At 72.4% G+C, this 23,589-nt stretch carries 17 protein-coding genes; 9 read left to right on the top strand and 8 right to left on the bottom strand.

What is annotated here, in order from left to right; all coding sequences use genetic code 11:
* Positions 1–11: 11 nt before the first annotated feature.
* Complete coding sequence (locus tag OG403_RS09875; protein WP_329563247.1) at positions 12–662, top strand: MBL fold metallo-hydrolase; 651 nt, start codon at positions 12–14, stop codon at positions 660–662.
* A gap of 9 nt (positions 663–671) precedes the next feature.
* Positions 672–1,268, top strand: a complete 597-nt coding sequence (gene coaE / locus OG403_RS09870) for a dephospho-CoA kinase (protein ID WP_329563244.1) — start codon at positions 672–674, stop codon at positions 1,266–1,268.
* Between the two features lie 74 nt (positions 1,269–1,342).
* Here coaE and OG403_RS09865 read toward each other — a convergent pair whose 3' ends face one another.
* Together OG403_RS09865 and soxR are read right to left on the bottom strand one after the other, a co-directional pair.
* On the bottom strand, positions 1,343–1,720 hold the full coding sequence (locus tag OG403_RS09865; protein ID WP_329563242.1) for a hypothetical protein: 378 nt from the start codon (positions 1,718–1,720) through the stop codon (positions 1,343–1,345).
* 118 nt (positions 1,721–1,838) lie between these two features.
* Positions 1,839–2,294: a redox-sensitive transcriptional activator SoxR gene (soxR, locus tag OG403_RS09860; RefSeq protein ID WP_329563240.1), complete on the bottom strand. Its 456-nt coding sequence runs from the start codon at positions 2,292–2,294 to the stop codon at positions 1,839–1,841.
* A gap of 87 nt (positions 2,295–2,381) precedes the next feature.
* Here soxR and OG403_RS09855 point away from each other — a divergent pair, with 87 nt between their 5' ends.
* Together OG403_RS09855 and OG403_RS09850 are read left to right on the top strand one after the other, a co-directional pair.
* Positions 2,382–3,023 (top strand): transketolase, encoded by a 642-nt coding sequence (locus OG403_RS09855; RefSeq protein WP_329572219.1) that lies wholly within the window; start codon positions 2,382–2,384, stop codon positions 3,021–3,023.
* Between the two features lie 33 nt (positions 3,024–3,056).
* A complete protein-coding gene (locus OG403_RS09850; RefSeq protein WP_329563238.1) occupies positions 3,057–3,950 on the top strand; it encodes a transketolase family protein in 894 nt (297 codons plus the stop codon).
* On the opposite strand, the gene treZ is transcribed toward OG403_RS09850, so the two are convergent.
* From treZ to glgX, 3 genes are all read right to left on the bottom strand, one after another.
* Positions 3,928–5,622, bottom strand: coding sequence for a malto-oligosyltrehalose trehalohydrolase (gene treZ / locus OG403_RS09845; RefSeq protein ID WP_329563236.1), 1,695 nt, complete (start codon positions 5,620–5,622; stop codon positions 3,928–3,930). The two genes, OG403_RS09850 and treZ, sit on opposite strands and share 23 nt — an antisense overlap.
* Positions 5,619–7,856 carry a malto-oligosyltrehalose synthase gene (gene treY / locus OG403_RS09840; RefSeq protein ID WP_329563234.1) on the bottom strand — a complete coding sequence of 746 codons (2,238 nt, stop codon included), beginning with the start codon at positions 7,854–7,856 and terminating at the stop codon, positions 5,619–5,621. Before treY ends, treZ begins: the two co-directional genes overlap by 4 nt.
* Before the next feature lie 66 nt (positions 7,857–7,922).
* Positions 7,923–10,028, bottom strand: a complete 2,106-nt coding sequence (gene glgX, locus OG403_RS09835) for a glycogen debranching protein GlgX (RefSeq protein WP_329563232.1) — start codon at positions 10,026–10,028, stop codon at positions 7,923–7,925.
* A gap of 359 nt (positions 10,029–10,387) precedes the next feature.
* Here glgX and OG403_RS09830 point away from each other — a divergent pair, with 359 nt between their 5' ends.
* From OG403_RS09830 to OG403_RS09815, 4 genes are all read left to right on the top strand, one after another.
* A complete protein-coding gene (locus tag OG403_RS09830) occupies positions 10,388–11,653 on the top strand; it encodes an SAV2148 family HEPN domain-containing protein (protein ID WP_329563230.1) in 1,266 nt (421 codons plus the stop codon).
* A gap of 108 nt (positions 11,654–11,761) precedes the next feature.
* On the top strand, positions 11,762–13,870 hold the full coding sequence (gene efeU / locus OG403_RS09825) for an iron uptake transporter permease EfeU (protein ID WP_329563228.1): 2,109 nt from the start codon (positions 11,762–11,764) through the stop codon (positions 13,868–13,870).
* Positions 13,870–15,192 (top strand): iron uptake transporter deferrochelatase/peroxidase subunit, encoded by a 1,323-nt coding sequence (gene efeB / locus OG403_RS09820; RefSeq protein ID WP_329563226.1) that lies wholly within the window; start codon positions 13,870–13,872, stop codon positions 15,190–15,192. The genes efeU and efeB overlap by 1 nt, the downstream gene beginning before the upstream one ends.
* 284 nt (positions 15,193–15,476) lie before the next feature.
* Positions 15,477–16,199 (top strand): exonuclease domain-containing protein, encoded by a 723-nt coding sequence (locus tag OG403_RS09815; protein WP_329572218.1) that lies wholly within the window; start codon positions 15,477–15,479, stop codon positions 16,197–16,199.
* Positions 16,200–16,236: 37 nt separating this feature from the next.
* On the opposite strand, the gene OG403_RS09810 is transcribed toward OG403_RS09815, so the two are convergent.
* The 3 genes from OG403_RS09810 to OG403_RS09800 all read right to left on the bottom strand — a co-directional run bounded on the left by OG403_RS09810 (position 16,237) and on the right by OG403_RS09800 (position 20,665).
* A complete protein-coding gene (locus tag OG403_RS09810; RefSeq protein ID WP_329563224.1) occupies positions 16,237–17,295 on the bottom strand; it encodes a polysaccharide deacetylase family protein in 1,059 nt (352 codons plus the stop codon).
* A 156-nt stretch (positions 17,296–17,451) separates the two neighbouring features.
* Positions 17,452–18,348 (bottom strand): phosphotransferase enzyme family protein, encoded by an 897-nt coding sequence (locus OG403_RS09805; protein ID WP_329563222.1) that lies wholly within the window; start codon positions 18,346–18,348, stop codon positions 17,452–17,454.
* 67 nt (positions 18,349–18,415) lie between these two features.
* Entirely contained in the window at positions 18,416–20,665 is a 2,250-nt protein-coding gene (locus OG403_RS09800) for an MMPL family transporter (RefSeq protein ID WP_329572216.1), read from the bottom strand.
* Between the two features lie 603 nt (positions 20,666–21,268).
* Between OG403_RS09800 and OG403_RS09795 the strand changes: the two genes are divergently transcribed.
* Positions 21,269–23,512, top strand: coding sequence for an MMPL family transporter (locus OG403_RS09795; RefSeq protein WP_329563220.1), 2,244 nt, complete (start codon positions 21,269–21,271; stop codon positions 23,510–23,512).
* The last annotated feature ends 77 nt before the right edge of the window (positions 23,513–23,589 follow it).

Below are 23,589 nucleotides of genomic sequence, written 5' to 3'. Positions count from 1 at the left end.
CTGTTTCTGCCATGAGGCTGACCAAGTTCGGACACGCGTGCGTCCGCATCGAGCAGAACGACACCACGGTGGTCATCGACCCCGGTATGTTCACCGAACCCGAGGCGGTGGCGGGCGCCGACGCGCTGCTCATCACCCATGAGCACTTCGACCACTTCACCGAGGACCAGGTCCGCGCCGCCCTGGCCGCCAACCCCGGCCTGCGGATCTGGACCAACCGCGCGGTCGCCGACCAGCTGGCCGGCCTCGGCGCCGCCGTCACCGTGGTCGGCGCGGGCGACGCGTTCGAAGTCGGTGGGATCGACGTCTCGGTCCACGGCGAGTGGCACGCCGTCATCCATCCGGACGCCCCGCAGGTCGGGAACATCGGCTTCCTGCTGGGCGGCGGAGCCCTCTTCCACCCCGGGGACGCGCTGACCGTGCCCGAGCACCCGGTGCGGACCCTGCTGCTGCCGATGGCCGGCCCCTGGAACAAGGTGGGCGAACTGATCGACTACGTGCGGGAGGTCAGGCCGACCAGGGTGCTGGGCATCCACGACGCGGTGCTCAGCGAGATCGGGCGCGGCATCGGCGAGCGCTGGCTGGGCGAGCACGGGCCCGGCACCGGCGCACCGTACTCCTACCTGCAGCCTGGCGCCGGCCTGGAGCTGGACGCTGTGTAGTCTGCCGCCATGCGGAAGATCGGACTGACCGGTGGCATCGGGGCGGGCAAGAGCGCGGTCGCGGACCTGCTGGTCTCCTACGGCGCGGTGCTGATCGACTCCGATCTGATCGCCCGTGAGGTGGTGGCCCCCGGCACACCCGGACTCGCGGCGGTGGTCGAGGAGTTCGGCCCCGGCGTGCTCGGCCCGGACGGTGCGCTGGACCGGCCCGCGCTCGGCGCGATCGTCTTCGGCGACCCCGAGCGGCTGGCGGCGCTGAACGCGATCGTCCACCCGCTGGTCCGGGAGCGCTCGGCGCGGTTGGAGGCGGCGGCCGAACCCGACGCCATCGTGGTCCACGACGTGCCGCTGCTCGCCGAGAACGGGCTGCAGCGCCTCTTCGACCAGGTGATCGTGGTCGACGCCGACGAGGAGGTCCGGCTGGCCCGGCTGGTCGAGCGGCGCGGGATGTCCGAGCCGGAGGCCCGTGCCCGGATGGCGGCCCAGGCGAGCCGCGAGCAGAGGCTGGCGGTGGCCGACCTGGTGGTGGAGAACAACGGCTCGATCGAGGAACTGGCCGACCGGGTCAAGGACGTGTGGCGGCTGCTCGGCTCGACGGCCGGCTGAGGTCGACAGGCCCCAGGCCCCAGGCCGCGGGGCGGCAGCGCCGGCTGCTGCCGCCCCGCGGCCGATCGGCCGGGTCAGTTGGTGTAGGCGCAGATCACGAAGACACTGATGCCCACGTTGTCGGAGCCGGGCTGGTGGCCGATGCCGATCCAGCCGTTGCCGTCGTCGGTCGGGAAGCTGCCGTTCAGGACCGAGTCGTTACCCCGGGCCTCGGCGCCGCCGCCGATGGCCTTCTTGCCGCTCGGGCAGTAGACCGTGCGGCGCTGGAAGTTGCCCACGTTGGCGTTGTCCAGCTTGATCAGCTGGTAGCCGTCGACCGCGCGGGTTGCGGCCGGCTTGCTCTGCTGCGCGGCGCCGGCGGCGTCGGCGCTGGCCTGCACCGTCCAGCCCACGCCGGCAGCCAGCGTCATCGCCAGTGCGCCGGCGCCCAGGACGAGCTTGCTTCGCGTCATCTGCGTCTCCTTGACCGAGTGCGGCGAGCCCCGCGATCGGGGTCTCGCTCCGCCCTGAGCATCGGCAGCCGGTAACGGGGAGTTGAGCTAAACCCCACCTTCGATGGAATACGAAGCATCAGCTCCGGGGCGGGCGCCGCGCGGGCAGCAGCTTGCGCGCGCCCGGACCCTCGGCGCCCTGGACGTCGCCGGGGTTGTAGAGGACGCACTTGCCGAGCGACAGGCAGCCGCAGCCGATGCAGCCGGTGAGGCGGTCGCGCAGGCGGCGCAGGTCCTCGATCTGCTCGTCGATCCGGGCCTGCCAGGTGGTGGCCACGGGCTGCCACTCGGCGACGGTGGGGGAGCGGTCCACCGGCAGGCCGGCCAGCGCGGCACGGGCCTCCTCCAGCGAGAGGCCGACGGTCTGGGCGGCGCGCACGAAGGCGATCCGGCGCAGCATCTGCCGGGCGAAGACGCGGTGGCCGCCGGCGGTGCGTTCGGCGTGGATCAGGCCGAGCTCCTCGTAGTAGCGCAGGGCGGAGGGGGCGAGGCCGCTGCGGGCGGCGAGTTCGCCGATGCTGAGTCGGGCGTTCATGGGAGGGATTCTAGGACTTGACCTCAAGTCGACTTGAGGTTGCAGGCTGGTCCCGTGATCAAGACCTACGCGGAACTGCCCGGCCTGATGGGCCGGATGACCGGAGCCGAGAAGCACGGCCCGGCGGCCACCTCCACCCTCGACGCGCTCTGGGTGCTCTACGAGCGGGTGCTGCGGGTGGCGGACCCCACTGATCCCGGGCGGGACCGCTTCCTGCTCTCCAAGGGCCACGGGCCGATGGCCTACTACGCGGTGCTCGCGGCCAAGGGCCTGCTCCCCGAGGAGTGGCTGGACGGCTTCGGCGGCTACCACTCGCCGCTGGGCCACCACCCCGACCGCACGCTGATCCCGGGCGTGGAGATCGGCTCCGGCTCGCTCGGGCACGGCCTGCCGCTGGCCGTCGGCACCGCGCTCGGGCTGCGTGCCCAGGGGCTGACCGGGCCGGCCGTCTGGACGCTGCTCGGGGACGCCGAGTTCGACGAGGGCAGCAACCACGAGGCCGTCGCCTACGCCGGGGCGGTCGCCCTGGACCGGCTGCACGCCGTCGTGATCGACAACTCCTCGGCCACGCACGGTTGGACGGGCGGGATCGCGGCCCGCTTCGAGGCGGCCGGCTGGTCGGCGGTGACCGTCGACGGGCGCGACCACCAGGCGCTGTACGCCGCCTTCAGCACCGAGCATCCGGGCCGGCCGCACGCCGTGGTCGCCCGCGTCGAGCCGAAGAACTGAGCAGCCGAAGAACTGAGCAGGGGAGACCGAGAGATGGACACCATGCGGGATCGCTTCATCACCGTCGCGACCGAGCTGCTGGACCAGGACCCGCGCACCGCGCTGGTGCTGGCCGACATCAGCGCGGCGAGCCTGGCCGAGGCCGCCGCCGCGCACCCCGACCGGGTGCTCAACGTCGGCATCCGCGAGCAGCTGCTGATCGGGGTGACCGGCGGCCTGGCGCTGACCGGGATGCGGCCCATCGCGCACACCTTCGCCAGCTTCCTGATCGAGCGGCCCTTCGAGCAGATCAAGTTGGACCTCGGGCACCAGGGCGTGGGCGCGGTGCTGGTCAGCGCGGCGGGCTCGTACGACTGGCCGGCGGGTGGCCGCACCCACATGAGCCCGGGGGACGTGGCGCTGCTCGACACGCTGCCGGGCTGGACGGTGCACGTCCCCGGGCACCCCGAGGAGGCCGAGGCGCTGCTGCGGCACGCGGTGGGCGACGGGGACAAGAACGTGTACGTCCGCCTGTCGGCGCACCAGAACACCGAGCCGCGCCCGGTCGAGCCGGGCCGGTTCCTGGCGGTGCGCCAGGGGTCGAAGGCGACGGTCGTCGCGGTCGGCCCGATGCTGGACGCGGTGCTGGCCGCGACCGAGGGGCTGGACATCACCGTCCTGTACGCCGCCTCGGTGCGGCCGTTCGACGCCGCCGCGCTGCGCGCGGCGGGTCCCACCGACGTCGTGCTGGTCGAGCCCTACCTGGCCGGCACCTCCGGCAACGAGGCGCACCAGGCCCTCGCCGACCTCCCGCACCGGGTGCTGGGCCTCGGCGTCCCGCGCGAGGAGCACCGCCACTACGGGTCGATGGACGAGCACCTGGCCGCCTACGGCCTGGACGCGGCCGGCCTGCGCGCGCGGATCGTCAGCTTCCTGCCACCCGCGTGATCACGCACGAGCGCGGGCCGAGGCGGCCGGCGCCCGCCTCGCCCCAGCTCGCGACCAAGGTGCCCGCCGGCAGGTCGCCGGGCTTCTCACCGAAGTTCACCGTGACGCGGAACTCGCCCCGGTGCACCGTGAGTTGTCCGGCCGCCTCGTCGAAGTCCACCCGGACGGCGGCCAGATCGGGATCCATCAGCGCCGGATGCTCGCGCCGCAGCCGGATCAACCGCTGGTACCAGCCCAGCAGTTCCGCGTGCTCGCCGCCACGCGGCTCGCTCCAGTCCAGCGTCGAGCGCCGCACGGTGCCGTGGTCCTGCGGGTCCGGCACCTCCTCGGCCGTCCAGCCGTAGGCCTCGAACTCCCGCCGCCGCCCCTGGCGCACCGCCTCCGCCAGGCCCGGATCGGTGTGGTCGGTGAAGTACTGCCAGGGGGTGCCGGCGCCCCACTCCTCGCCCATGAAGAGCATCGGGGTGAACGGTGAGGTGAGCACCAGCGCAGCGGTCAGCGCGAGTTGACTGGCCGTCAGGCGGTCGCCCACGGCCCGGTTGCCGATCTGGTCGTGCGTCTGGGAGTACCCGAGCAGCCGGTGCCCGTGCGCCTGCGGGAAGGGCCGGCCGTGGTGCCGGCCGCGGAACGAGGACCAGGTGCCGTCGTGGAACCAGCCCCGGGTCAGGGTGCGGGCCAGCGCGGCCATCGGGGCCTGCCCGAAGTCGGCGTAGTAGCCCTGCCGTTCGCCGGTCGCGGCGGCGTGCAGCGCATGGTGGAAGTCGTCGCTCCACTGCGCGCTCAGCCCGTAGCCGCCGGCCTGCGCGGGGTTGGTGACCCGGGGGCTGTTCAGGTCCGACTCGCCGATCAGGAACAGCGGCCGGTTCAGCTCGGCCCCCAACCGGTGGACCGCGTCGGCGAGTTCCTCCAGGAAGTGGACCGCCCGGTCGTCGGCCAGGGTGTGCACCGCGTCCAGCCGCAGCCCGTCGATCCGGTACTCGCGCAGCCAGGTCAGGGCACTCTCGCGCAGGTAGGCGCGCACCTCGTCGGAGCCGGCCGAGTCCAGGTTGACCGCCGAGCCCCAGGGCGTCTGGTGCCGGTCGGTGAAGTACGGGCCGAAGGCGGGCAGGTAGTTGCCGGAGGGGCCGAGGTGGTTGTGCACCACATCGAGGATCACCCCCAGGCCCTTGCGGTGGGCGGCGTCCACGAAGTGCTTGAGCCCGTCCGGGCCGCCGTAGGGCTCGTGCACGGCCCAGAGCGAGACGCCGTCGTAGCCCCAGCCGGAGCGGCCGGGGAACGGGCAGACCGGCAGCAGTTCCACGAAGTCCACGCCCAGCTCGACCAGGTGGTCCAGCTTCTCCTCGGCCCCCGCGAAGGTGCCGGCCGGGGTGAAGGTGCCGACGTGCAGCTCGTAGATCACCGCACCGGGCAGCGGACGCCCGTGCCGGGCGCCGTCCGACCAGGGGTAGGCGCCGTGGTCCACCAGCCGGCTCAGCCCGTCGGGACCGTACGGCTGGCGGGCCGAGCGCGGGTCCGGCAGCGCCCGCCCGCCGTCCAGCCGGAAGCCGTAGTCCTGCCCGGCCGGCGCCTCGCCGTGCCACCAGCCGCCCTCGCCCGGCGTCAGTGGGTGGGCGGCCCCGTCCACCTCGACCTCGACGCGGCCCGCGGACGGGGCCCAGACCTGGTACTTCACGGCGACTCCCGGGTGAGCAGGGCGATGGTCCCGACCGTGCCGGTGAACTGACGATCCGTCAGCAGATCGCGCCAGCGGCCGGGGAGATCGAGCGTAGCCTGCTCACCGCGCTCGGCGAGAGCGAACGGCAGACGGGTGGCAATGATCGTCAAGTCCGGCCCGCGCTGGTAGGCGACCAGGTGCGGATCGGAGGCCAGCGGCCGGTACTCGCCCAGCGGCCGGGGCAGGTGCAGCGCGGTCCGGGTGAGGTGGAGCTTGCGGCGGGCGAAGTCGCCAAGGCCCTCCTCGGCGGCCGCGAAGTCCACCGGGGCCCGGTTGTCCGGGTCTACCAGGGTGTACAGCGGCTTCTCCGAGCCCTGGTAGAGGTCGGGAACGCCCGGCATGGTGAGCTGGAGCAGCGCGGCCGAGAGGCTGTTGGACTGCGCGAACGGCTCCAGGAAGGCCACGAACCGCGCGATCCGCTCGACGAGTTCGGGCGAGGCCAGGACGCCGCGCGCGTAGTCGGCCACGGTGGCCTCGTAGCCGGGGTCCGGGGAGGTCCAGCTGGTCAGCAGTTTGGCCTCGCGGACCGACTTGAGCAGGGTGCCCACCAGCCGTTCCGGATCGATCGGCCAGGCGGCCACCAGGGTCTGCCAGAGCAGCCACTCGGCGTTGCGGTCGGGCAGGCCGCCGGCCAGCTCGGACCAGGCCGCGCACTCGGCCGCCCAGCGCTCGGGCAGTTCGGCGAGCACGGCCAGCCGGGCCCGGGCGTCCGCGCTGCGCTTGGTGTCGTGGGTGGAGAGCGCGGTCATGGTCAGCGGCCAGTGCCGCTGGATGTGCTCGCACCACTGGTGGAAGTCGGCCGGGTCGAGCCCGGGGTGGGCCGGGTCGCACCCCACCTCGTTCAGCGAGAGCAGCGGGTGCCAGCGGTAGAAGGCGGTGTCCTCCACGCCCTTGGCCGCCACCGCGGAGGCGGTCTGCGCGAAGCGGGTGCGGAACTCCTCCTTGGCGGGGCTGGAGCCCAGGTGGCCCTGGGTCAGCAGCTCGACGAACTGCTTGGTGGACTCCGGGGTCACTATGGTCCGTTCGGCCGGCGAGAGGTAGGGCCGGTAGACCGTGTAGTGGGTGAACAGGTCGCACAGCGCGGTGCGGACCTCCAGCGGGGCGTGGTCGGCCAGCGCCGGCTCCTCGGCGCAGATCCGCTCGGCGAGCCGGACCAGGCGGTTCAGTTCGGCGGCCAGTTCGCCGTGCGGGACGGTCATCTCGGCCCGCCCCAGCCGCGCCGCCTCGGCCGCGGTGCCGCGCAGGTCGGTGTACCGGCTGTACAGCTCGGTCAGCCGGAGCACCCCGGGGCCGTCGGTGAGCACGCCGTCGATGTGGGACAGCGCGTCATAGCCGGTGGTCCCCGCGCACGCCCAGTCCCCGGGCAGCCGCTCCTGGCCGGTGAGGATCTTCTCCACCACGGTGTAGGCGCCGTTGCTGGCCTTGGCCAGGCAGTTCAGGTAGCCGCGCGGGTCGGCCAGCCCGTCCGGGTGGTCCACCCGGAAGCCGTCGAGCACGCCCTCGGCGTGCAGCCGCAGCAGCACGGCGTGGGTGGCGTGGAAGACCTCGTGGTCCTCCACCCGCAGCGCGATCAGGTCGTTGATGGTGAAGAACCGGCGGTAGTTGAGCTCGGTGTCGGCCAGCCGCCACCAGGCCAGCCGGTAGTGCTGACGCTCCAGCAGCTGCGGCAGCGGCAGCCGCTCGGTCCCCGGGCGCAGCGGGAAGACATGGTCGTAGTACCGCAGGGTGTCCTGGTCGACCTTCAGCTGGTCCAGCACCGCGCCGAGCCGGTCGCCCAGCACCGGCAGCAGGATCCGGCCGCCCTGGGCGGCCCAGTCGATGTCGAACCAGTGCGCGTACGGCGACTCGGGGCCGTCCCGGAGTACCTGCCAGAGCGGGTGGTTGAGCCGTTCCGGCACCGGCACGGCCATGTGGTTGGGGACGATGTCGGCGATCAGGCGCAGCCCGTGCCGGGCGGCGGTGGCGGCGAGCGCGCGCAAGGCCCGCTCGCCGCCCAGCTGTTCGCTGATCCGGGTGTGGTCGACCGTGTCGTATCCGTGGGTGGAACCGGGTGTCGCCTCCAGCAGTGGGGAGAGGTGCAGATGCGAGACGCCCAGTGCGGCCAGGTACGGGACGGCCGCCGCGGCATCCGCGAGGGTGAACGAGGGCTGTAGTTGCAGGCGGTAGCTCGCCGTAGGAGGTGGTGAGATCACCCCCCATGCCTACCCGGTCCGACGTGGCCGTACGACGTGGTTCGGCCGGCCGGCCCGGACTGTGGCTCACGCCGGTCGCTGAAGCACCAGCAAGGAGTGCTCGGCGAGCCAGAGTTCCTCGCCCTCCTTGACCCGAAGTCCGGTCCCCGGGGTCGGGAGTGTCGCGAGGGTGGTGTCCACCACCACCTGCCACTCCGCTCCGTGCTCCCGGGGCACGGTGAACTGCAGCGACTCGTAGTGCGCGTTGAACATCAGCAGGAAGGAGTCGTCGGTGATCCGCCCGCCGCGCCGGTCCGGCTCCGAGATCGCCGCGCCGTTCAGGAAGACGGTCAGCGACTTGGCGTAGCTGGCGCCCCAGTCCCGCGCGGTCATCTCCTCCCCGTTCGGGGTGAACCAGGCGAGGTCGGTCAGGTCGTCGTGCGCGGCGGCCACCGGGCGGCCCCGGAAGAAGCGGCGGCGCCGGAAGACCGGGTGGTTGCGGCGCAGCCAGACCATGCCCTGGGTGAACTCCAGCAGTTCGGTGTCGCCGGGCCAGCTCACCCACGACAACTCGCTGTCCTGGCAGTAGGCGTTGTTGTTGCCCAGCTGGGTGCGGCCCAGCTCGTCGCCGTGCGAGAGCATCGGCACGCCCTGGGAGAGCAGCAGGGTGGCGATGAAGTTGCGCTGCTGACGCGCCCTCAGCTCCAGCACCACCGGGTCCTTGGTCGGACCCTCCGCGCCGCAGTTCCAGGAGCGGTTGAAGGATTCGCCGTCCCGGTTCTGCTCGCCGTTGGCCTCGTTGCGCTTCTCGTTGTAGGAGACCAGGTCGCGCAGGGTGAAGCCGTCGTGGCAGGTGATGAAGTTGATCGAGGCGATCGGGCGCCGGCCGTCGTGCTGGTAGAGGTCGGAGGAGCCGGTCAGCCGGGAGCCGAACTCGGCCAGCGTGGCGGGCTCGCCGCGCCACAGGTCGCGCACGGTGTCCCGGTACTTGCCGTTCCACTCCGTCCACAGCGGCGGGAAGTTGCCCACCTGGTAGCCGCCCTCGCCGACGTCCCAGGGCTCGGCGATCAGCTTGGCCTGGGAGACCACCGGGTCCTGCTGGACCAGGTCGAAGAACGAGGAGAGCCGGTCCACCTCGTGGAACTGCCGGGCCAGGGTGGCCGCCAGGTCGAAGCGGAAGCCGTCCACGTGCATCTCGGTGACCCAGTAGCGCAGCGAGTCCATGATCAGCTGCAGCACGTGCGGGCTGCGCATCAGCAGGCTGTTGCCGGTGCCGGTGGTGTCCATGTAGTACCGGCGGTCGGTGGCCAGCCGGTAGTACGAGGCGTTGTCCAGGCCGCGCATCGAGAGGGTGGGGCCCAGGTGGTTGCCCTCGGCGGTGTGGTTGTAGACCACGTCCAGGATCACCTCGATCCCGGCCGCGTGCAGCGCCTTGACCATCGACTTGAACTCCTGCACCTGCTGGCCGCGATCGCCGACCGAGGAGTAGGAGCCGTGCGGGGCGAAGAAGCCGACGGTGTTGTAGCCCCAGTAGTTGCCCAGGCCCAGGTCGCGCAGCCGGTGGTCGCGGACGAACTGGTGCACCGGCATCAGCTCGATCGCGGTGATGCCGAGCTTGGCCAGGTGCTCGATCAGCGCCGGGTGGGCGAGCGCGGCGTAGGTGCCGCGGATCTCCTCGGGGATCCCCGGGTGCAGCCGGGTCAGGCCCTTGACGTGGGCCTCGTAGATCACCGACCGGTGGTAGTCGGTGCGCGGCGGGCGGTCGTTGCCCCAGTCGAAGTACGGGTTGATCACCACCGAGTGCATGGTGTGCGGACCCGAGTCGAGGTCGTTGCGGCGCTCGGGCGCACCGAAGTGGTAGCCGTACACCGCCTCGTCCCAGTCGATGGTGCCGCTCATCGCCTTGGCGTACGGGTCGAGCAGCAGCTTGGCACCGTTGTGCCGTTGGCCGCGGGCCGGCTCGTACGGCCCGTGCACCCGGAAGCCGTAGCGCTGGCCCGGCTGGATGCCGGGCAGGTAGGCGTGCCGGACGAACGCGTCCGTTTCCCGTAGCTCGATGACGGTTTCGGAGTCGTCCGCACCGAGCAGGCACAACTCGATCCGGTCCGCGCTCTCGGAGAACACCGCGAAGTTGGTGCCCACCCCGTCGTAGGTGGCACCCAGGGGGTACGGTTGCCCCGGCCAGACCTGCATAAGCCTCAACTTCCCTGGTGTCAAGAGGAGCTGATGCTCCCTCGGGATGTCGGCGCACCGCTGGCTGCGGTATGCCCGGTGTTGCGCGACACATGTCCGCGCGCGGCCAAGCGTGACGCACGGCACAGAGTGCATCTACGCGCTGTCATTTTCGCTTGGCGATTGCCATCGTTGCCGCTCCGCCCGCATTCTGACGCTCTTTCGGGGTTCATTCGCCCGAACGGGTGTCCGGCGCGGTAGTACTGCGCGGGGTCGGCTGACCGAGTCGGATTGCGGAAAGGCAACGGCCTGCCCGCCGGGGCGGACGGGCAGTAGTCTTGATCGTCACAGGGCCGGGTGCCGAGAGTCGAGGTAATCAGATGGTCTTCCCCGCCGACGAATGGCCCGATGGGTCGAGCGGTACGGCGGGTACCTCAGCTCGGGCGGAGGCGCCGACCGCGGTGCTCGGCTCGCCCGGCGGCGGCCGGCTGATCCCGGCCCAGTCCGGCGCCGAGCCGCCCGCGCCCGGCTGGAGCGGCGAGCAGTGGCAGCGCGCCTACCAGCGGGTGCGGTTGACCGGTCGGGCCTACGTCTGGCTCAACCTGGTCGAGCAGCGGCTGCGCTCGCTGCTGGACGACCTGCTGCGCCCGGTCTACGCCCCCGCGCACGGCGCGGACTGGGTGACGGCCGCGGCCGGGCCGGTCGGCGAGGAGTGGGTGCGCCGGGCCGCCGCCGTGCGCGAGGTGAGCCGGCGCAAGGGCTTCCTGCTCGACCCGGCCGACGACGACCCGCTGGTCTTCCTCACCCTGCCGCAGCTGCGCGAGCTGATGGTGCAGCACTGGCCGTGCTTCGAGCCGTACCTGGACGACCGCCGGGAGATCGAGCTGGCGCTGGACGAGTTGGAGGTCGCCCGGCACGTGGTGTCGCGCAACCGCAGCCTCTCGCCGACCGTGCTGGCGCAGACCGAGCGGGCCGCCGCCCGGGTGCTCGGCCTGCTGGACGGGCGTCCGGCCGCCGGCGCGGGGCTGCCGGCCGACATCATCGAGGAGCTGGTCGCCGGCCGGTACGCGGATGTCGCCGCCGTGCACGCCGACCGGATCCTGCTGCAGCGCGACCTGCCGGTGGAGGACCTGCTGGAGGGGGCCCGGCGGCTGGACGCGCTGGGCATCGCGCTGGGCATGCTCTGCCAGAACTTCACCGGCAAGCGGCTGGCGCGGCTGGCCGCCGAGGGCTGCCGGATGCGGCTGCTCTTCCTCAATCCGGCCAGCAGCGCGGTGCGCCGGCGCGAGCGCGAACTGGGGCTCGGGCGCGGCGAGCTGTCCCGCTCGATCGAGATGAACATCATGCACGTGCGGCGGGTGCGGGCCCGGCTGCGCGATCCGGGCGCCTTCGAGATCCGGGTCTTCGACGAGACGCCCCGGTTCACCGCCTACCTGGTGGAGGGCGCCCGGCTGCCCGGCGCGCGGCGGCGCGGCGGCGACCTCGGGGTGGTCCAGCCCTACCTGCGGCGGGCCCGGGGGATGGAGTCGCCGGCCCTGGTGCTGCGGGCGGCGCCGAGCACCGGCGAGGGCGGTGAGCCCGGCCTCCTGGAGGTCTACCGCGAGGAGTTCGAGGGAGTCTGGACCGACTCACGATCGGTCAGCTGAGTCCTGGTCGCCCCCGGCATGGACTGTTGTTCGTCCACTGGCTAAGGTATGCCTAAGCTAAGCGCGGTCGCGCTAGTGATGACGCATGCCTAGGGGAGTTCAGCACCCATGTGGGACGACGCTTTTCCAAGCTTTCTGATCGGGCTCCGGGAGGGCCTGGAGGCGGGACTCATCGTCTCGATCCTGGTCGCCACGCTGGTCCGGTCAGGGCAGAAAGCCCGTCTTCCCCAGGTCTGGACCGGCGTGCTGGCCGCCATCGCGCTCGCGCTCAGCTTCGGCGCCGTGCTCACCTTCACGGCCGCCAACCTCTCCGGCACCGCGCAGGAGGCTTTCGGCGGCACGCTGAGCCTGATCGCCGTGGCCTTCGTCACCGCGATGGTCTTCTGGATGCGCAGGTCGGCCCGCAACCTCTCCTCGGAGATCCGCGAGAAGGTGGCCGCCGCGCTCAGCATGGGCGGCGGGATGCTGGTCCTGACCAGCTTCCTGGCGGTGGGTCGGGAGGGCCTGGAGACCTCGCTCTTCCTGTGGACCACCGCCCGCTCGGCCGGTGAGGCCACCGGACCCGCGATCGGCGCCGGGATCGGCCTGGTGCTGGCCGCCGGGCTCTGCTGGGGCCTGTACCGCCGGGTGCTGAAGATCAACCTGACGAAGTTCTTCACCTACACCGGCATGGTGCTGATCGTGATCGCCGCCGGGGTGCTCAGCTACGGGCTGCGCGACCTGCAGGAGGGCGGGGTGCTGCCCGGCGGGCACGCCTACGCCTTCGACCTGAGCGGATCGCTGGACGCCGGCTCCTGGTACGCGACGCTGGTGCAGGGCGTCTTCAACATCATGGTCACCATGACCTGGCTCCAGGTGATCGGCTACGCGCTGTACCTGGCCCTCGTGATGACGCTCTTCGTGCGCGGGGTGCGGGCCACCGCTCCCAAGCCCGAGGCGGTCGCCGCCACCACCACCGAGTCCGTCGAGAGCGCGGAGTCCGCCGAGTCCGCTGGGACCGAGTCCGCTGAGACCGAGCCCGCTGGGACCGAGGCCGAGCCGACGCCCCGTCAGCGCCCGCGCTGGCTGGTGCCGACCACGCTGGTCGCCGTCCCGGCCGTGCTGGCCGGCGTGGTGATCGCGGTCAGCGACGGCAAGCCGGCCGCCGCCGCCACCGTCAGCGTCTCGGAGTCCAAGGACCAGTGCGGCAAGGGCTTCAGCGCCCCGCAGCCCGGCCAGCAGACCTTCCAGATGCACAACACCGGCAGCAAGACCTCCGAGGTCTACCTGGTCAACCCGAGCACCAATGCCGTCTACGGCGAGGTCGAGGGCCTGGCCCCCGGCACCACCCGCCCGCTGACCGCCACCGTCGGCAGCGGCGACCTGGCCTGGCGCTGCGTGCCCACCGGCGGCGACCCGGTCACCTCGGCCACCGTCCACGTCAGCGGCGGGCAGCAGGTGGCGGCCGTGCTGCCGGTCTCCGAGGACGACCTCAAGGGCCCGCTCGACCAGTACAAGACCTACGTCGGCGCGGGCCTGGCCACCCTGCTGACGCAGACCCAGCAGCTGCAGGCCGACGTGCACAACGGCGACCTGAACGCCGCCAAGGCCGACTGGCTCACCGCCCACCTGCAGTACAACTCGCTGGGCGCCGCCTACGGCACCTTCGCGGACTTCGACCAGAAGATCAACGGCCGGGCCGACGGCCTGCCGGACGGCGTCAACGACAAGGACTTCAGCGGCTTCCACCGCCTGGAGTACGGCCTGTGGCACGGTCAGAGCGCCGCCGACCTGACCCCGGTGGCGGACCAGCTGGTCAGCGACGTGGACGGGCTCGGCAAGGCCTTCCCCACCCAGGACTTCGACCCCACCGACCTGCCGCTGCGCACCCACGAGATCCTGGAGAACACCCTCCAGTTCGAGCTGACCGGCGACACCGACGAGGGCAGCGGCAGCAACCTGGCCACCGCGCAGGCCAACCTGGCCGGTACCCGCGAACTGCTGACGGTGCTCCAGCCGCTGATCCAGGCCCGCAGCCCGCAGCTGCTCGCCACCGTCAACGGCGACCTGCAGCGGGTGGCCGACCTGTTGAACGGCGCGCACCACGCGGACGGCAGCTGGACCCCGGTCGAGCAGCTCGACCCCGGCACCCGCGCGCAGCTCAACGGCGCCACCGGGCAGCTGCTCGAAGACCTCTCCCCGATTCCCGACCTTCTTGAGATCCGGAAGACCGCCTGATGACCAGCCAGCCCAACTCCAGCGGCTCCTGCCCCTTCCCGCACGAGGCGATCGCCCCCGCGGCGGCGGCCGGCTGCCCCGCCGCCCCCGCCCGCCGCAGCTTCCTGGGCGCGGCGCTCGGTGTCGGCGCGGTCGGCGCTGCGGTGGCCGGCGGCGCGCTGGCGTTCACCGCCGGCGGCGGCCGGGCCGAGGCGGCCGACGCGACCGGTGCGAACGCGCAGGTGCCCTTCCACGGCGACCACCAGGCGGGTGTGCTGACCCCGCAGCCGAAGGCCGCGATGTTCGTCTCCTTCGACGTCATCGCCACCGACCGGAAGGCGCTGGAGGACCTCTTCCACACCCTCACCGACCGGATCCGGTTCCTGACCTCCGGCGGCACCCCGCCGGACCTGGGCGTCGGCGCCCCGCCGTCGGACAACGGGATCCTCGGGCCGAGCGTGCCCAGCGACAGCCTGACCGTGACGGTCGGCGTCGGCTCCTCGCTCTTCGACGGGCGCTACGGGCTGGCCAAGGCCAAGCCGGTCAGGCTCAACCCGATGAAGACCTTCCCCAACGACAACCTGCAGGCCGCCGAGCTGCACGGCGACCTCTCGCTGCAGATCTGCGCCGAGAGCCAGGACACCGTGCTGCACGCGCTGCGCGACATCGCCAAGCACACCCGCGGCGCGATGCAGGTCAAGTGGCGGATCGACGGCTTCCAGAACGCCCCGCGGCCCAGCGGCGCGCAGCGCAACCTGCTCGGCTTCAAGGACGGCATCGCCAACCCCGACGTCAAGTCCGGCCGCGAGATGGACCAGCTGGTCTGGGTGCAGGCCGGCGCCGGCGAGCCGGCCTGGGCCACCGGCGGCAGCTACCAGGTGATCCGGATCATCCGGATGCTGGTGGAGTTCTGGGACCGGGTCTCGCTGGCCGAGCAGGAGCAGATGTTCGGCCGCCGCAAGGACACCGGCGCCCCGCTGGACGGTGCCAACGAGACCGACACCCCCGACTACGCCAAGGACCCGCAGGGCAACGCGATCCCGCTGGACGCGCACATCCGCCTCGCCAACCCGCGCACCCAGCAGACCGACGACTCGCGGATCCTGCGTCGCGGCTACAACTACGACCGGGGCGTGGACAAGGTCGGCAACCTGGACATGGGCCTGGCCTTCTGCTGCTACCAGCAGGACGTGGTGCGGCAGTTCGAGGCCACCCAGACCCGGCTGATCGGCGAGCCGCTGGTGGACTACATCTCGCCGACCGGCGGCGGCTACTTCTTCGTGCTGCCGGGCGTGCGGGACACCAGCGACTGGCTCGGGCGCGCGATGTTCGCGGCCGCCTGAGGCCGACCACCGAGGCCAGGGCGCGCGCGGGCCGAAAGGCCGGCGCGCGCCCTCCCGGCCGGGCACCTCTGCCCCCGGCCACCGCGCCGCCCCGCCCCGCCTCCCCTTGGGGCGGGGCGGTGTCGGCTCCAGGTGCGGGACTGCCGGATCCGGGCCGCCCGGCCGCATTGTCACAGGCAGCGGCGATGATGGGCTGCGTCAAGGTGACACCCCGACGGAAGGCAGTGCTGATGGGTGAGCTGAACAACGGGGCACTGGCCGCCGCCGTGGCCGCGGCCGGGCCGATGGTCCGCCAGGAGCGGGCGCGCTGGTGGCAGGGCCCGCTGGTCGGATTCGACCTGGAGACCACCGGGACCGACCCGGCCGAGTCACGGATCGTCACCGCCGCGCTGGTGGAGACGGTCGGCGGCCTGCCGGTGCGGACCAGCCGCTGGCTGCTCGACCCCGGTGTGCCGATACCCGAGCAGGCCCGGGCGATCCACGGGATCAGCGACGAGCAGGCCCGCACCAGGGGCCGCCCGGCCGCCGCCGCGGTGGAGGAGGTGGCCGCCGCGCTCTGCGCGCTGCTGGCCGAGGGCGTCCCGGTGGTGGCCTTCAACGCGCCCTTCGATCTCTCGCTGCTCGACGCCGAGTTGCGTCGCCACGGCCGGGTGCCGCTGGCCGAGCGGCTGGCGGGCCGGCTGGTCGCCCCGGTGCTGGACGCGCTGGTGATCGACCGTGCGGTGGACCGCTACCGCAAGGGCTCGCGCGGATTGCAGCGGGTCTGCGAGGTGTACGGGGTGGAGCTGCTGGACGCGCACGAGGCGGCCAGCGACGCACTGGCCGCCGTGCGGGTCGCCGTCGCGCTCGGTGAGCGCTATCCGGCCCAGGTGGGCGAGTTGAGCCTGACCGCGCTGCACGAGCAGCAGGTGCGCTGGTACCGGGAGTGGGCGCAGGACTTCCAGGCCTGGCTGCGCAAGGGCAAGGACCCGGACGCGGTGGTCGACGCCCGCTGGCCGATGCGCTGAGCGGACCGGCCGCCCCCGGGCGGCTGCTGACGGTCCGTCAGCTCGCCGGGAAGTCGAAGGTGTAGCCCTGCTGGACCAGCCACGGCAGCAGCAGCTTCAGCGCCGCCACGGTCTGGCTCCGGTCGCCGCCGCCGTCGTGCATCAGGATGATGCCGCCGGGGTGCAGCTCCTTCTGGACGTTGGCGATGATCGCCGGGACGCCGGGCTTGGACCAGTCGCGGGTGTCGACGGTCCAGCCGAGCGGGCGCAGGCCGTCCTGGACGGCTATCTGGCGGTTGTCGGCGCTGAAGTCGCCGCCGGGGGCGCGGAACCAGCTGACCTGGGTGCCCGGACCGCCGGCCTGGGTGATCATGTCCTTGGCCGCGTCGATCTCGTAGACCTGCTTGTCGTGCGAGAGCGTGTGCATCGGCTGCGGGTGGTGCACGGTGTGGTCGCACAGGCGGTGGCCGTCCGCCAGGATCCGCTTGACCAGCGCCGGGTTGGCACTGGCCTGCGGGCCGATCTCGCAGAAGGTGGCCTTGGCGTGGTACTGGGCGAGCAGGTCCAGGACCTGGCCGGTGGCCTGGCCCGGGCCGTCGTCGAAGGTGAGCGCCACCGTGCGGCCGCCGCTCGCGGTGCCGTAGGCGATCGAGGAGCCGGGCGCGTCCGCGGCGGGGCGCGGGGTGCCGGCGGTGGTCGCGGGTGCGGCGGGCGAACCGGACGAGCCGGCGACGGGGGTGCTGGGGGAGGCGCTGGTCGAGGGGGCGGCCGACAGGCTCGGGGAGGTGCGAGCGGCCGAGGAGGCCGGCGTGCTCGGCGTGCTCGGCGCGGTCGACGTGCTCGGCGAGGCCGCGGCGGTGCTCGCGCTCGTCGTCGGGGCCGCACTGCCGCTGGCACTGGCACTGGCACTGCTGCTGCCGCCGGCACTCGGCGCCGCGCTCGGGCTCAGCGTGATGCTCGCGCTCGGCGTGCCGCCCGTGCTCGGATGGGCGGCCGCCGCGTCCTGGGAGATCCCGCCCTTCGGCCCGCACGCGCAGGCCAGGGCGAGAGTGAGGACGGCCGCGCAGCCGGCGGCGGCGCGGCGGAGCGTGGTGCGGCGGGTGCCGGGGACGCGCATGCGGCAACTCCTGACGTGACAACAGCCGCCCCGGGTGGTTGCGACTGCTCCCTACGACGATGGCCGCTGACCAGGCAGTTCCGAAATAATGAACCTATTTTGAGAGGATTCTCACCATTTGCTGGGAAGCCCCTCGGCGGTCGTGGGCGGCCCCGCTCAGAACGCGTGCCAGCGCACCCGCTGGTCCCCGTCCCGCAGCGAGGCCACCCGTCGCCGGAACTCCGCCCCGGCGGCCGGGTTCCCCGGCACCCGCTGCGCCACCCAGGCCGCGCTCGCCGTCTCCCGCGCCGCCCGCAGCACCGCGCAGCCCGTCCAGTCCCGCACGTCCCAGCCGTACGCGGCGGTGAAGGCCCGGTAGTCCTGCTCCGGCAGGCCGTACCGGTCGCGGGTGAGCGCCAGCGGCACCAGGTCGTGCTCGCGCAGGTCGTCGGCGACCGTCTCCAGATCCAGCAGCACCGGCCCGCCCGGCCCGAGGTGCACGTTGCGCGGCAGCGCGTCCCCGTGGATCACTCCGGGGGGCAGCACCGGGGCCAGTTCGCTGACGGCGGCGGCCAGTTCGGCGCGGCGGGCCAGCAGATAGCCGGCGTCCGCCGGATCCACGGTCCCTTCGGCGGCGGCCAGCCAGCGCTCCACCGGTGCCAGCAGGTCCCGGCGCGGCAGCCGCGGCAGGGTGGCGGGCGGCGCGGGCAGCTGGTGCAGGGCGCGCAGCAGCGGGCCGAGGTCGGCGGGCGCGGCGGGGCGCACGGCCTCGGGCAGCCGCTGCCAGAAGGTGACCGGATGCCCGGCGGCGACCACCACCTCGCCGTGCTCCGCGGCGGGCCGCACCACCGGGATCCCCGCCCCGTCCAGCCACCGCGCCACGGCCAGCTCGCGGGCGGCGCGGTCGCTCAGCCCGCCCTCCCGGCCGACCTTGGCCACCAGGGCGGGGGAGCCGAGGTCGAAGACCGCGTTCTCGGCCAGGCCGAGCAGCCGGGCGCCGGCCGGGTCGGGCAGCCCCACCGCCGCGCAGGCCCGGCCGAGCAGGGCGCGGGCCAGGGCTTCGGAGAAGATCATGGCCGAAAACCTACCGCCCGACCCCGGAACCGGGGTCGGGCGGAGGCTCGGCGTGGCCGGCGCACCGTCAGACGGTCACCCGGCGGTGGCGCGGGCCCTGGTCCTGCTCGGTGTACGCCGCCTGCTCAGCCCGCTCGTCCTGGCCGTCCTGCGGGGTCGCGGGCCGCTGGGCCGGCTCGCCGTGCGAGAGGTCCGGCAGCCAGGCCAGCCAGCTCGGCAGGTACCAGTTGCGCTCGCCCAGCAGGCTCATCACCGAGGGCAGCAGCACCCCGCGGATGACCGTGGCGTCCACCAGCACCGCCACCGCCAGGCCCACGCCCATCTGCTTCATCGACTGCACCGACAGCGTCCCGAAGACCGAGAAGACCGCCACCATGATGAGCGCCGCGCTGCTGACCACCCCGGCGGTGGAGCGGATCCCGTAGGAGACGGCGGCCCGGGTGCTCAGGCCCCGGTCGTGCGCCTCCTTGATCCGGGAGACCACGAAGACGTGGTAGTCCATGCTCAGGCCGAAGAGGATCACGAAGAGGAAGAGCGGCACCCAGGACTCCACCGCGCCGACCCCGGAGGCGCCGAGCAGCGAGGCGCCCACGCCGTGCTGGAAGACCAGGGTCAGCACCCCGTAGGCCGCGCCCACCGAGAGCAGGTTGAGCAGCACCGCCGTCACCGCGATCCCCAGCGAGCGGAACGAGGCGAGCATCAGCACGAAGGCGAAGACCACCACGAAGGCGAAGACCGGGAGCATGCTGTCGGTCATCTGCTGGTTGAAGTCGTGCGAGTCGGCCGTGTCACCGGTCACCGGCGCCTGGGTGCCGGGGACCTTGAGCACCGTGTTCGGCACGATCCGCTCGCGCAGCGTGTCCAGCGCGGCGGTGCTGGCCGCGTCGTTGCCGCTGCCGTTGAGCGGCACGGCGATGGTGGCGATGTTCTGCGTGCGGTACGTGGTGACCTCGATCGGACCGTGCATCCGCCCGCTGGCCAGCGCCTGGCTCCGCAGGTCCGAGATCGCCCCTTGCATCGCGGGTGAGGAGATGTCGGCGGCCTTGACCACCACCTCGGCCGGGGCGGGGCTGCCGGGGAAGGCGGCCTCGATCCGCTCCGAGGTGGCGACCAGCGCGTTGCCCTTGGGCAGTGACTGCTGGAAGGTCAGGTTGGCGGTGTGCATGGTGAGCAGCGGGGCGGCCAGGGCGAGCAGCAGGCCGGTGGCCAGCACGGTGGCGGCCAGCGGGAAGCGCAGCACCGGGGTGAGCACGGCGTTCCAGATCCGGCTGCCGCTGCGCACGTCCTTCGCCTTGAGCCGGTGCAGCAGCGGTACCCGGCCCTTCTCCACCCGGTCGCCGAGCATCGAGAGCAGGGCCGGCAGCACGGTCAGCGAGCCGAGCACCGCCGTGATCACGACCACGATGGTCGCGTAGGACATCGCCTGGAAGTCGGCGATCCCGGTGAAGAACATGCCGGCCATGGCGACCACCACGGTGATCCCGGAGACCAGCACCGCCCGGCCCGAGGTGGCGGCGGCGATCTTCAGCGCCTCCTCGGCACTGTGCCCGGCGGCCCGCTCCTCGCGCTCGCGGCGCAGGTAGAAGAGGCAGTAGTCGACCCCGACGGCCAGGCCCACCAGCAGCATCACCGAGCTGGCGTCGTCACTGGTGTGCAGGAAGGAACTGCTCAGCGCGACCAGCCCGCCGGCCGCGACGAAGGCGGTCAGCGCCAGGCCGACCGGCAGCACGGCGGCGACCAGCGCGCCGAAGGCGATCAGCAGGATGCCCAGCGCCAGCGGGACGGCGGTCCACTCGGCGGCGGAGAAGTCGTGCTGGAACTCGTCGTTGGACCACTTGGTGGCGCTGGCCTGCCCGAACTCCGCGACGGTGAACGACTGGTCGCCCCGCTGCACGCCGGCCACCGCGTTCAGCGGGGCGGTGACGTTGTCGGCCGCCTGGTCCTCGTCGCCGACCACGGTGAACTGGACCAGTGCCGAGTGCCGGTCGGCCGAGATCGCCCCGGTGTCGTAGGGCGAGCGCGGGTCGGTGGTCTTGCCGGTGCCGTTGACGGCCGCGATCACCTGGTCGACCTTCGCCCGGAACGCCGGGTCGTCGGCGGTGCGGCCCGCGCTCTGCACCAGCACCGTCTCGCCCTGCGGAGTCTTGATCCCGGCCTGGTCGAGGATCTTGGCCGCCTGGGCCACCTGGCCCGGCATCGACTCGCTGTCGGTGATCGTGTGGCTTCCGGTGGCGCCGCCGAGGAACGCGGCGAGGACGACGAAGAGCAGCCAGCCGAAGACGGCGGTCTTGCGGTGCCGGGCGCTCCAGGCGCCCATGGTGGCGGCGAACCCTGGCTTCGCCCGCTCGTGCTGGGCCGGGCGGTGGATCGTGGACACGGGAGTCTCCCCCTGAGACGCGGCGGTGCGGGCCGCGATGCGCTGCCCGGGTGCTTCCGGGCTCACAACTGACCCTAGGGAGAGCGGCCTTGGCCGGTAATCCGGCCAGCGGGGGAGTCCGTCCTGGGTCTTTCCCCCGAGTCGGGGGTGGGGTTTTCCCCAGGTGCTTCTCCGACCTGGGTACGGAGCGAACTCCACCCTGAGGGGGAGGGATCTCCACCCCGGGGACGAGGTATTGACAGGAGCTGCCACGTCAGGATGTCTCCAGGGCCACCGGCCGGCTTCTCCCAGGCCGCCGGAACGGCCTCACGGGGGCCGCTGCGGCCTCAGCGGGGCCGCTGGTCGGCCTCGGGAGCACCGAGATCGAGGACTACGGCCCACGGGGGGCTGCTTGCCGGTCGGCTAGTAAGTTCTCGTATGATGCTCACTCCAGTACTTACCTGCCGACCGGCTAACGCCCTGTGGGCGGTATAGCCGTCAGCCGTCGCCCGGCGTCCCGTCCCCCAAGGGCTGCGGTGAACCATGCCAGGAGGCATCGCAAGCATGTTCCACCGAATCGGACACTTCGTCGTCAAGCGGGCGTGGTGGGTGATTGTCGCCTGGATCGTCGCCGCTGTCGCCATCGTCGCCACAGCTCCGACGCTGACGGCGCAGACGGACGAGAGCTCCTTCCTGCCCACCCACTACGAGTCGATCCAGGCCTCGGATCTCCAGCAGAAGGCCTTCCCGGCCAACTTCACCCCCTCCGCGATGCTGCTCTTCGAGCGCAACGACGGCGGGAAGCTGGACGCCGGCGACCAGGCCGTGATGGCCAAGGTCACCGAGGGGCTCACCGCCGAGAAGATCCAGTACGTCCAGACGGTCCTCCCGGTCAGCCCCAAGCCGGCCGCGCAGGGCGGGTCCTACTCGGCGGACGGCCGTTACGCGCTGTCGATGATCGGCTTCGACAAGAACACCCCGCAGGCGGGGACGGCGACCGCCGACGCGGCCAAGTCGCTTCGCGACGACGCCAAGACGCTGGCGGCCGGCAGTGACCTCAAGGTGCAGCTCGGCGGCCCGGCCGCGCAGAACCTGGACCAGCAGGACTCCTCCAAGCTGGCCAACGCGCTGATCGGTGGCGGCACGGTCGTCATCATCCTGCTGACGCTCTTCCTGATCTTCCGCAGCCCGATCATCGCCCTGCTCCCGGTGATGATGATCGCGGTCTTCTCCTCGGTCGCCAACGGCCTGATCGCGGACGCCAGCAAGGCCTTCGGCCTCAAGGCGGACAGTTCGGTCTCGGCGATCCTGATCGTGGTGCTGTTCGGCGTCGGTACCGACTACTTCCTCTTCCTGATCTTCCGCTACCGCGAACGGCTGCGAGCCGGCGAGGAGCGGCAGACCGCGATGGTCAACGCCGTCGGCCGGGTCGGCGAGGCGATCTCCTCGGCCGCCGGTGCGGTCATCGTGGCCTTCAGCGTGCTGGTCCTCTCCAGCCTGGGCATGTTCAAGGCGATGGGCCCCTCGCTGGCGATCGCGGTCGCCGTCACGGCGCTGGCCTCGGTCACCCTGGTGCCGGCCGTGCTCTCGCGGATCCCGGAGCGGGTGCTGTTCTGGGAGAAGGGCCTGATCTACGCGGTCCGCAAGGGCCTGCTCCGGCAGGACGTGCAGCCCAAGACGCGCTGGCGGCAGGAGCCGGCCGGTGCCAAGTTCGCCGCGCTGGGCCGCATCGTGCAGCGCCGTCCGGCCATGGTGGCCGCCGTCTCCGGTCTGATCCTGGTGGCCCTGGCGCTCGGCGCCACCGGCTACAAGGGCAACTTCGACCTGGCCTCCGGCTCGATGCCGAAGACCAAGGAGTCGATGGTCGTCCAGAACACGATGGCCAGCGCCTTCTCGGCCGGTGCCGCCGACCCGTCGCAGGTCTACCTGACCTCGACCAACGGCGCACCGCTCGACAAGGGTGCCTTCGCCGAGTACGTCGCCGACCTCAAGGCCGTCGACGGGGTGGCGCAGGTCAGCCCGCAGCCGCTGCTGAGCGCCGACCACATGACCGCCAACTTCACGGTCATGCTCAAGGACGACCCGGCCTCCAACAAGGCGATCGACACCGTCGGCAAGCTGCGTTCGGTGGCGCACGCCGACGCCCCGCAGGGCACCAAGGCGTACGTGGGCGGCATCACGTCCATCTACAAGGACATCAACACCGCGATGGCCCACGACTACTCGCTGGTCTTCCCGGTCGCGGCGCTGCTGATCATGCTGATCCTCGGCCTGCTGCTGCGCAGTGCGGTGGCGCCCTGGTACCTGATGGCGGCGGTCGGCCTCGGCTTCGGTGCCACGGTCGGTGCCACGACCCTGCTGTTCCAGAACATCGAGGGCCAGTCCGGCCTGATGTTCATGCTGCCGATGTTCATCTACCTGTTCGTGGTGGCGATCGGGACGGACTACAACATCCTGATGATCGCCCGACTGCGCGAGGAGGCCCGCGAGGGCCGCAACCCCCGCGAGGCGGCCTCGATGGCGCTGCGGCACGGCGGCCCGACCGTCGCGGCGGCGGGTGGCATCCTGGCGGCGACCTTCGCCACCATGCTGCTGGCCGGAAACAGCCTGTTCAGCCAGATCGGCTTCTCGGTGGCCTTCGGCATCGTGGTCTCGGCCTTCGTGATGGCGATGTTCTTCACACCCGCGCTGACCGCGCTGCTCGGCCGCGCGGCCTGGTGGCCCGGCCACCAGGGCATGCCCGACCACGCGGTGCCGGTCGACCAGCCGGCCGCGGGCGGTGACCGGGAGCCGGTCGGCCGCCGCTGACCTGCCACCGCACCGCACCGCCACGGGCGGGCCGACCCGGGAGGGATCCCCGGGCCGGCCCGCCCGTTCCACGTGCG

Source organism: Kitasatospora sp. NBC_01266, from assembly GCF_036242395.1.
Taxonomy (GTDB): Bacteria; Actinomycetota; Actinomycetes; order Streptomycetales; family Streptomycetaceae; genus Kitasatospora.
This window is presented reverse-complemented; position numbering and strand designations above follow the sequence as displayed.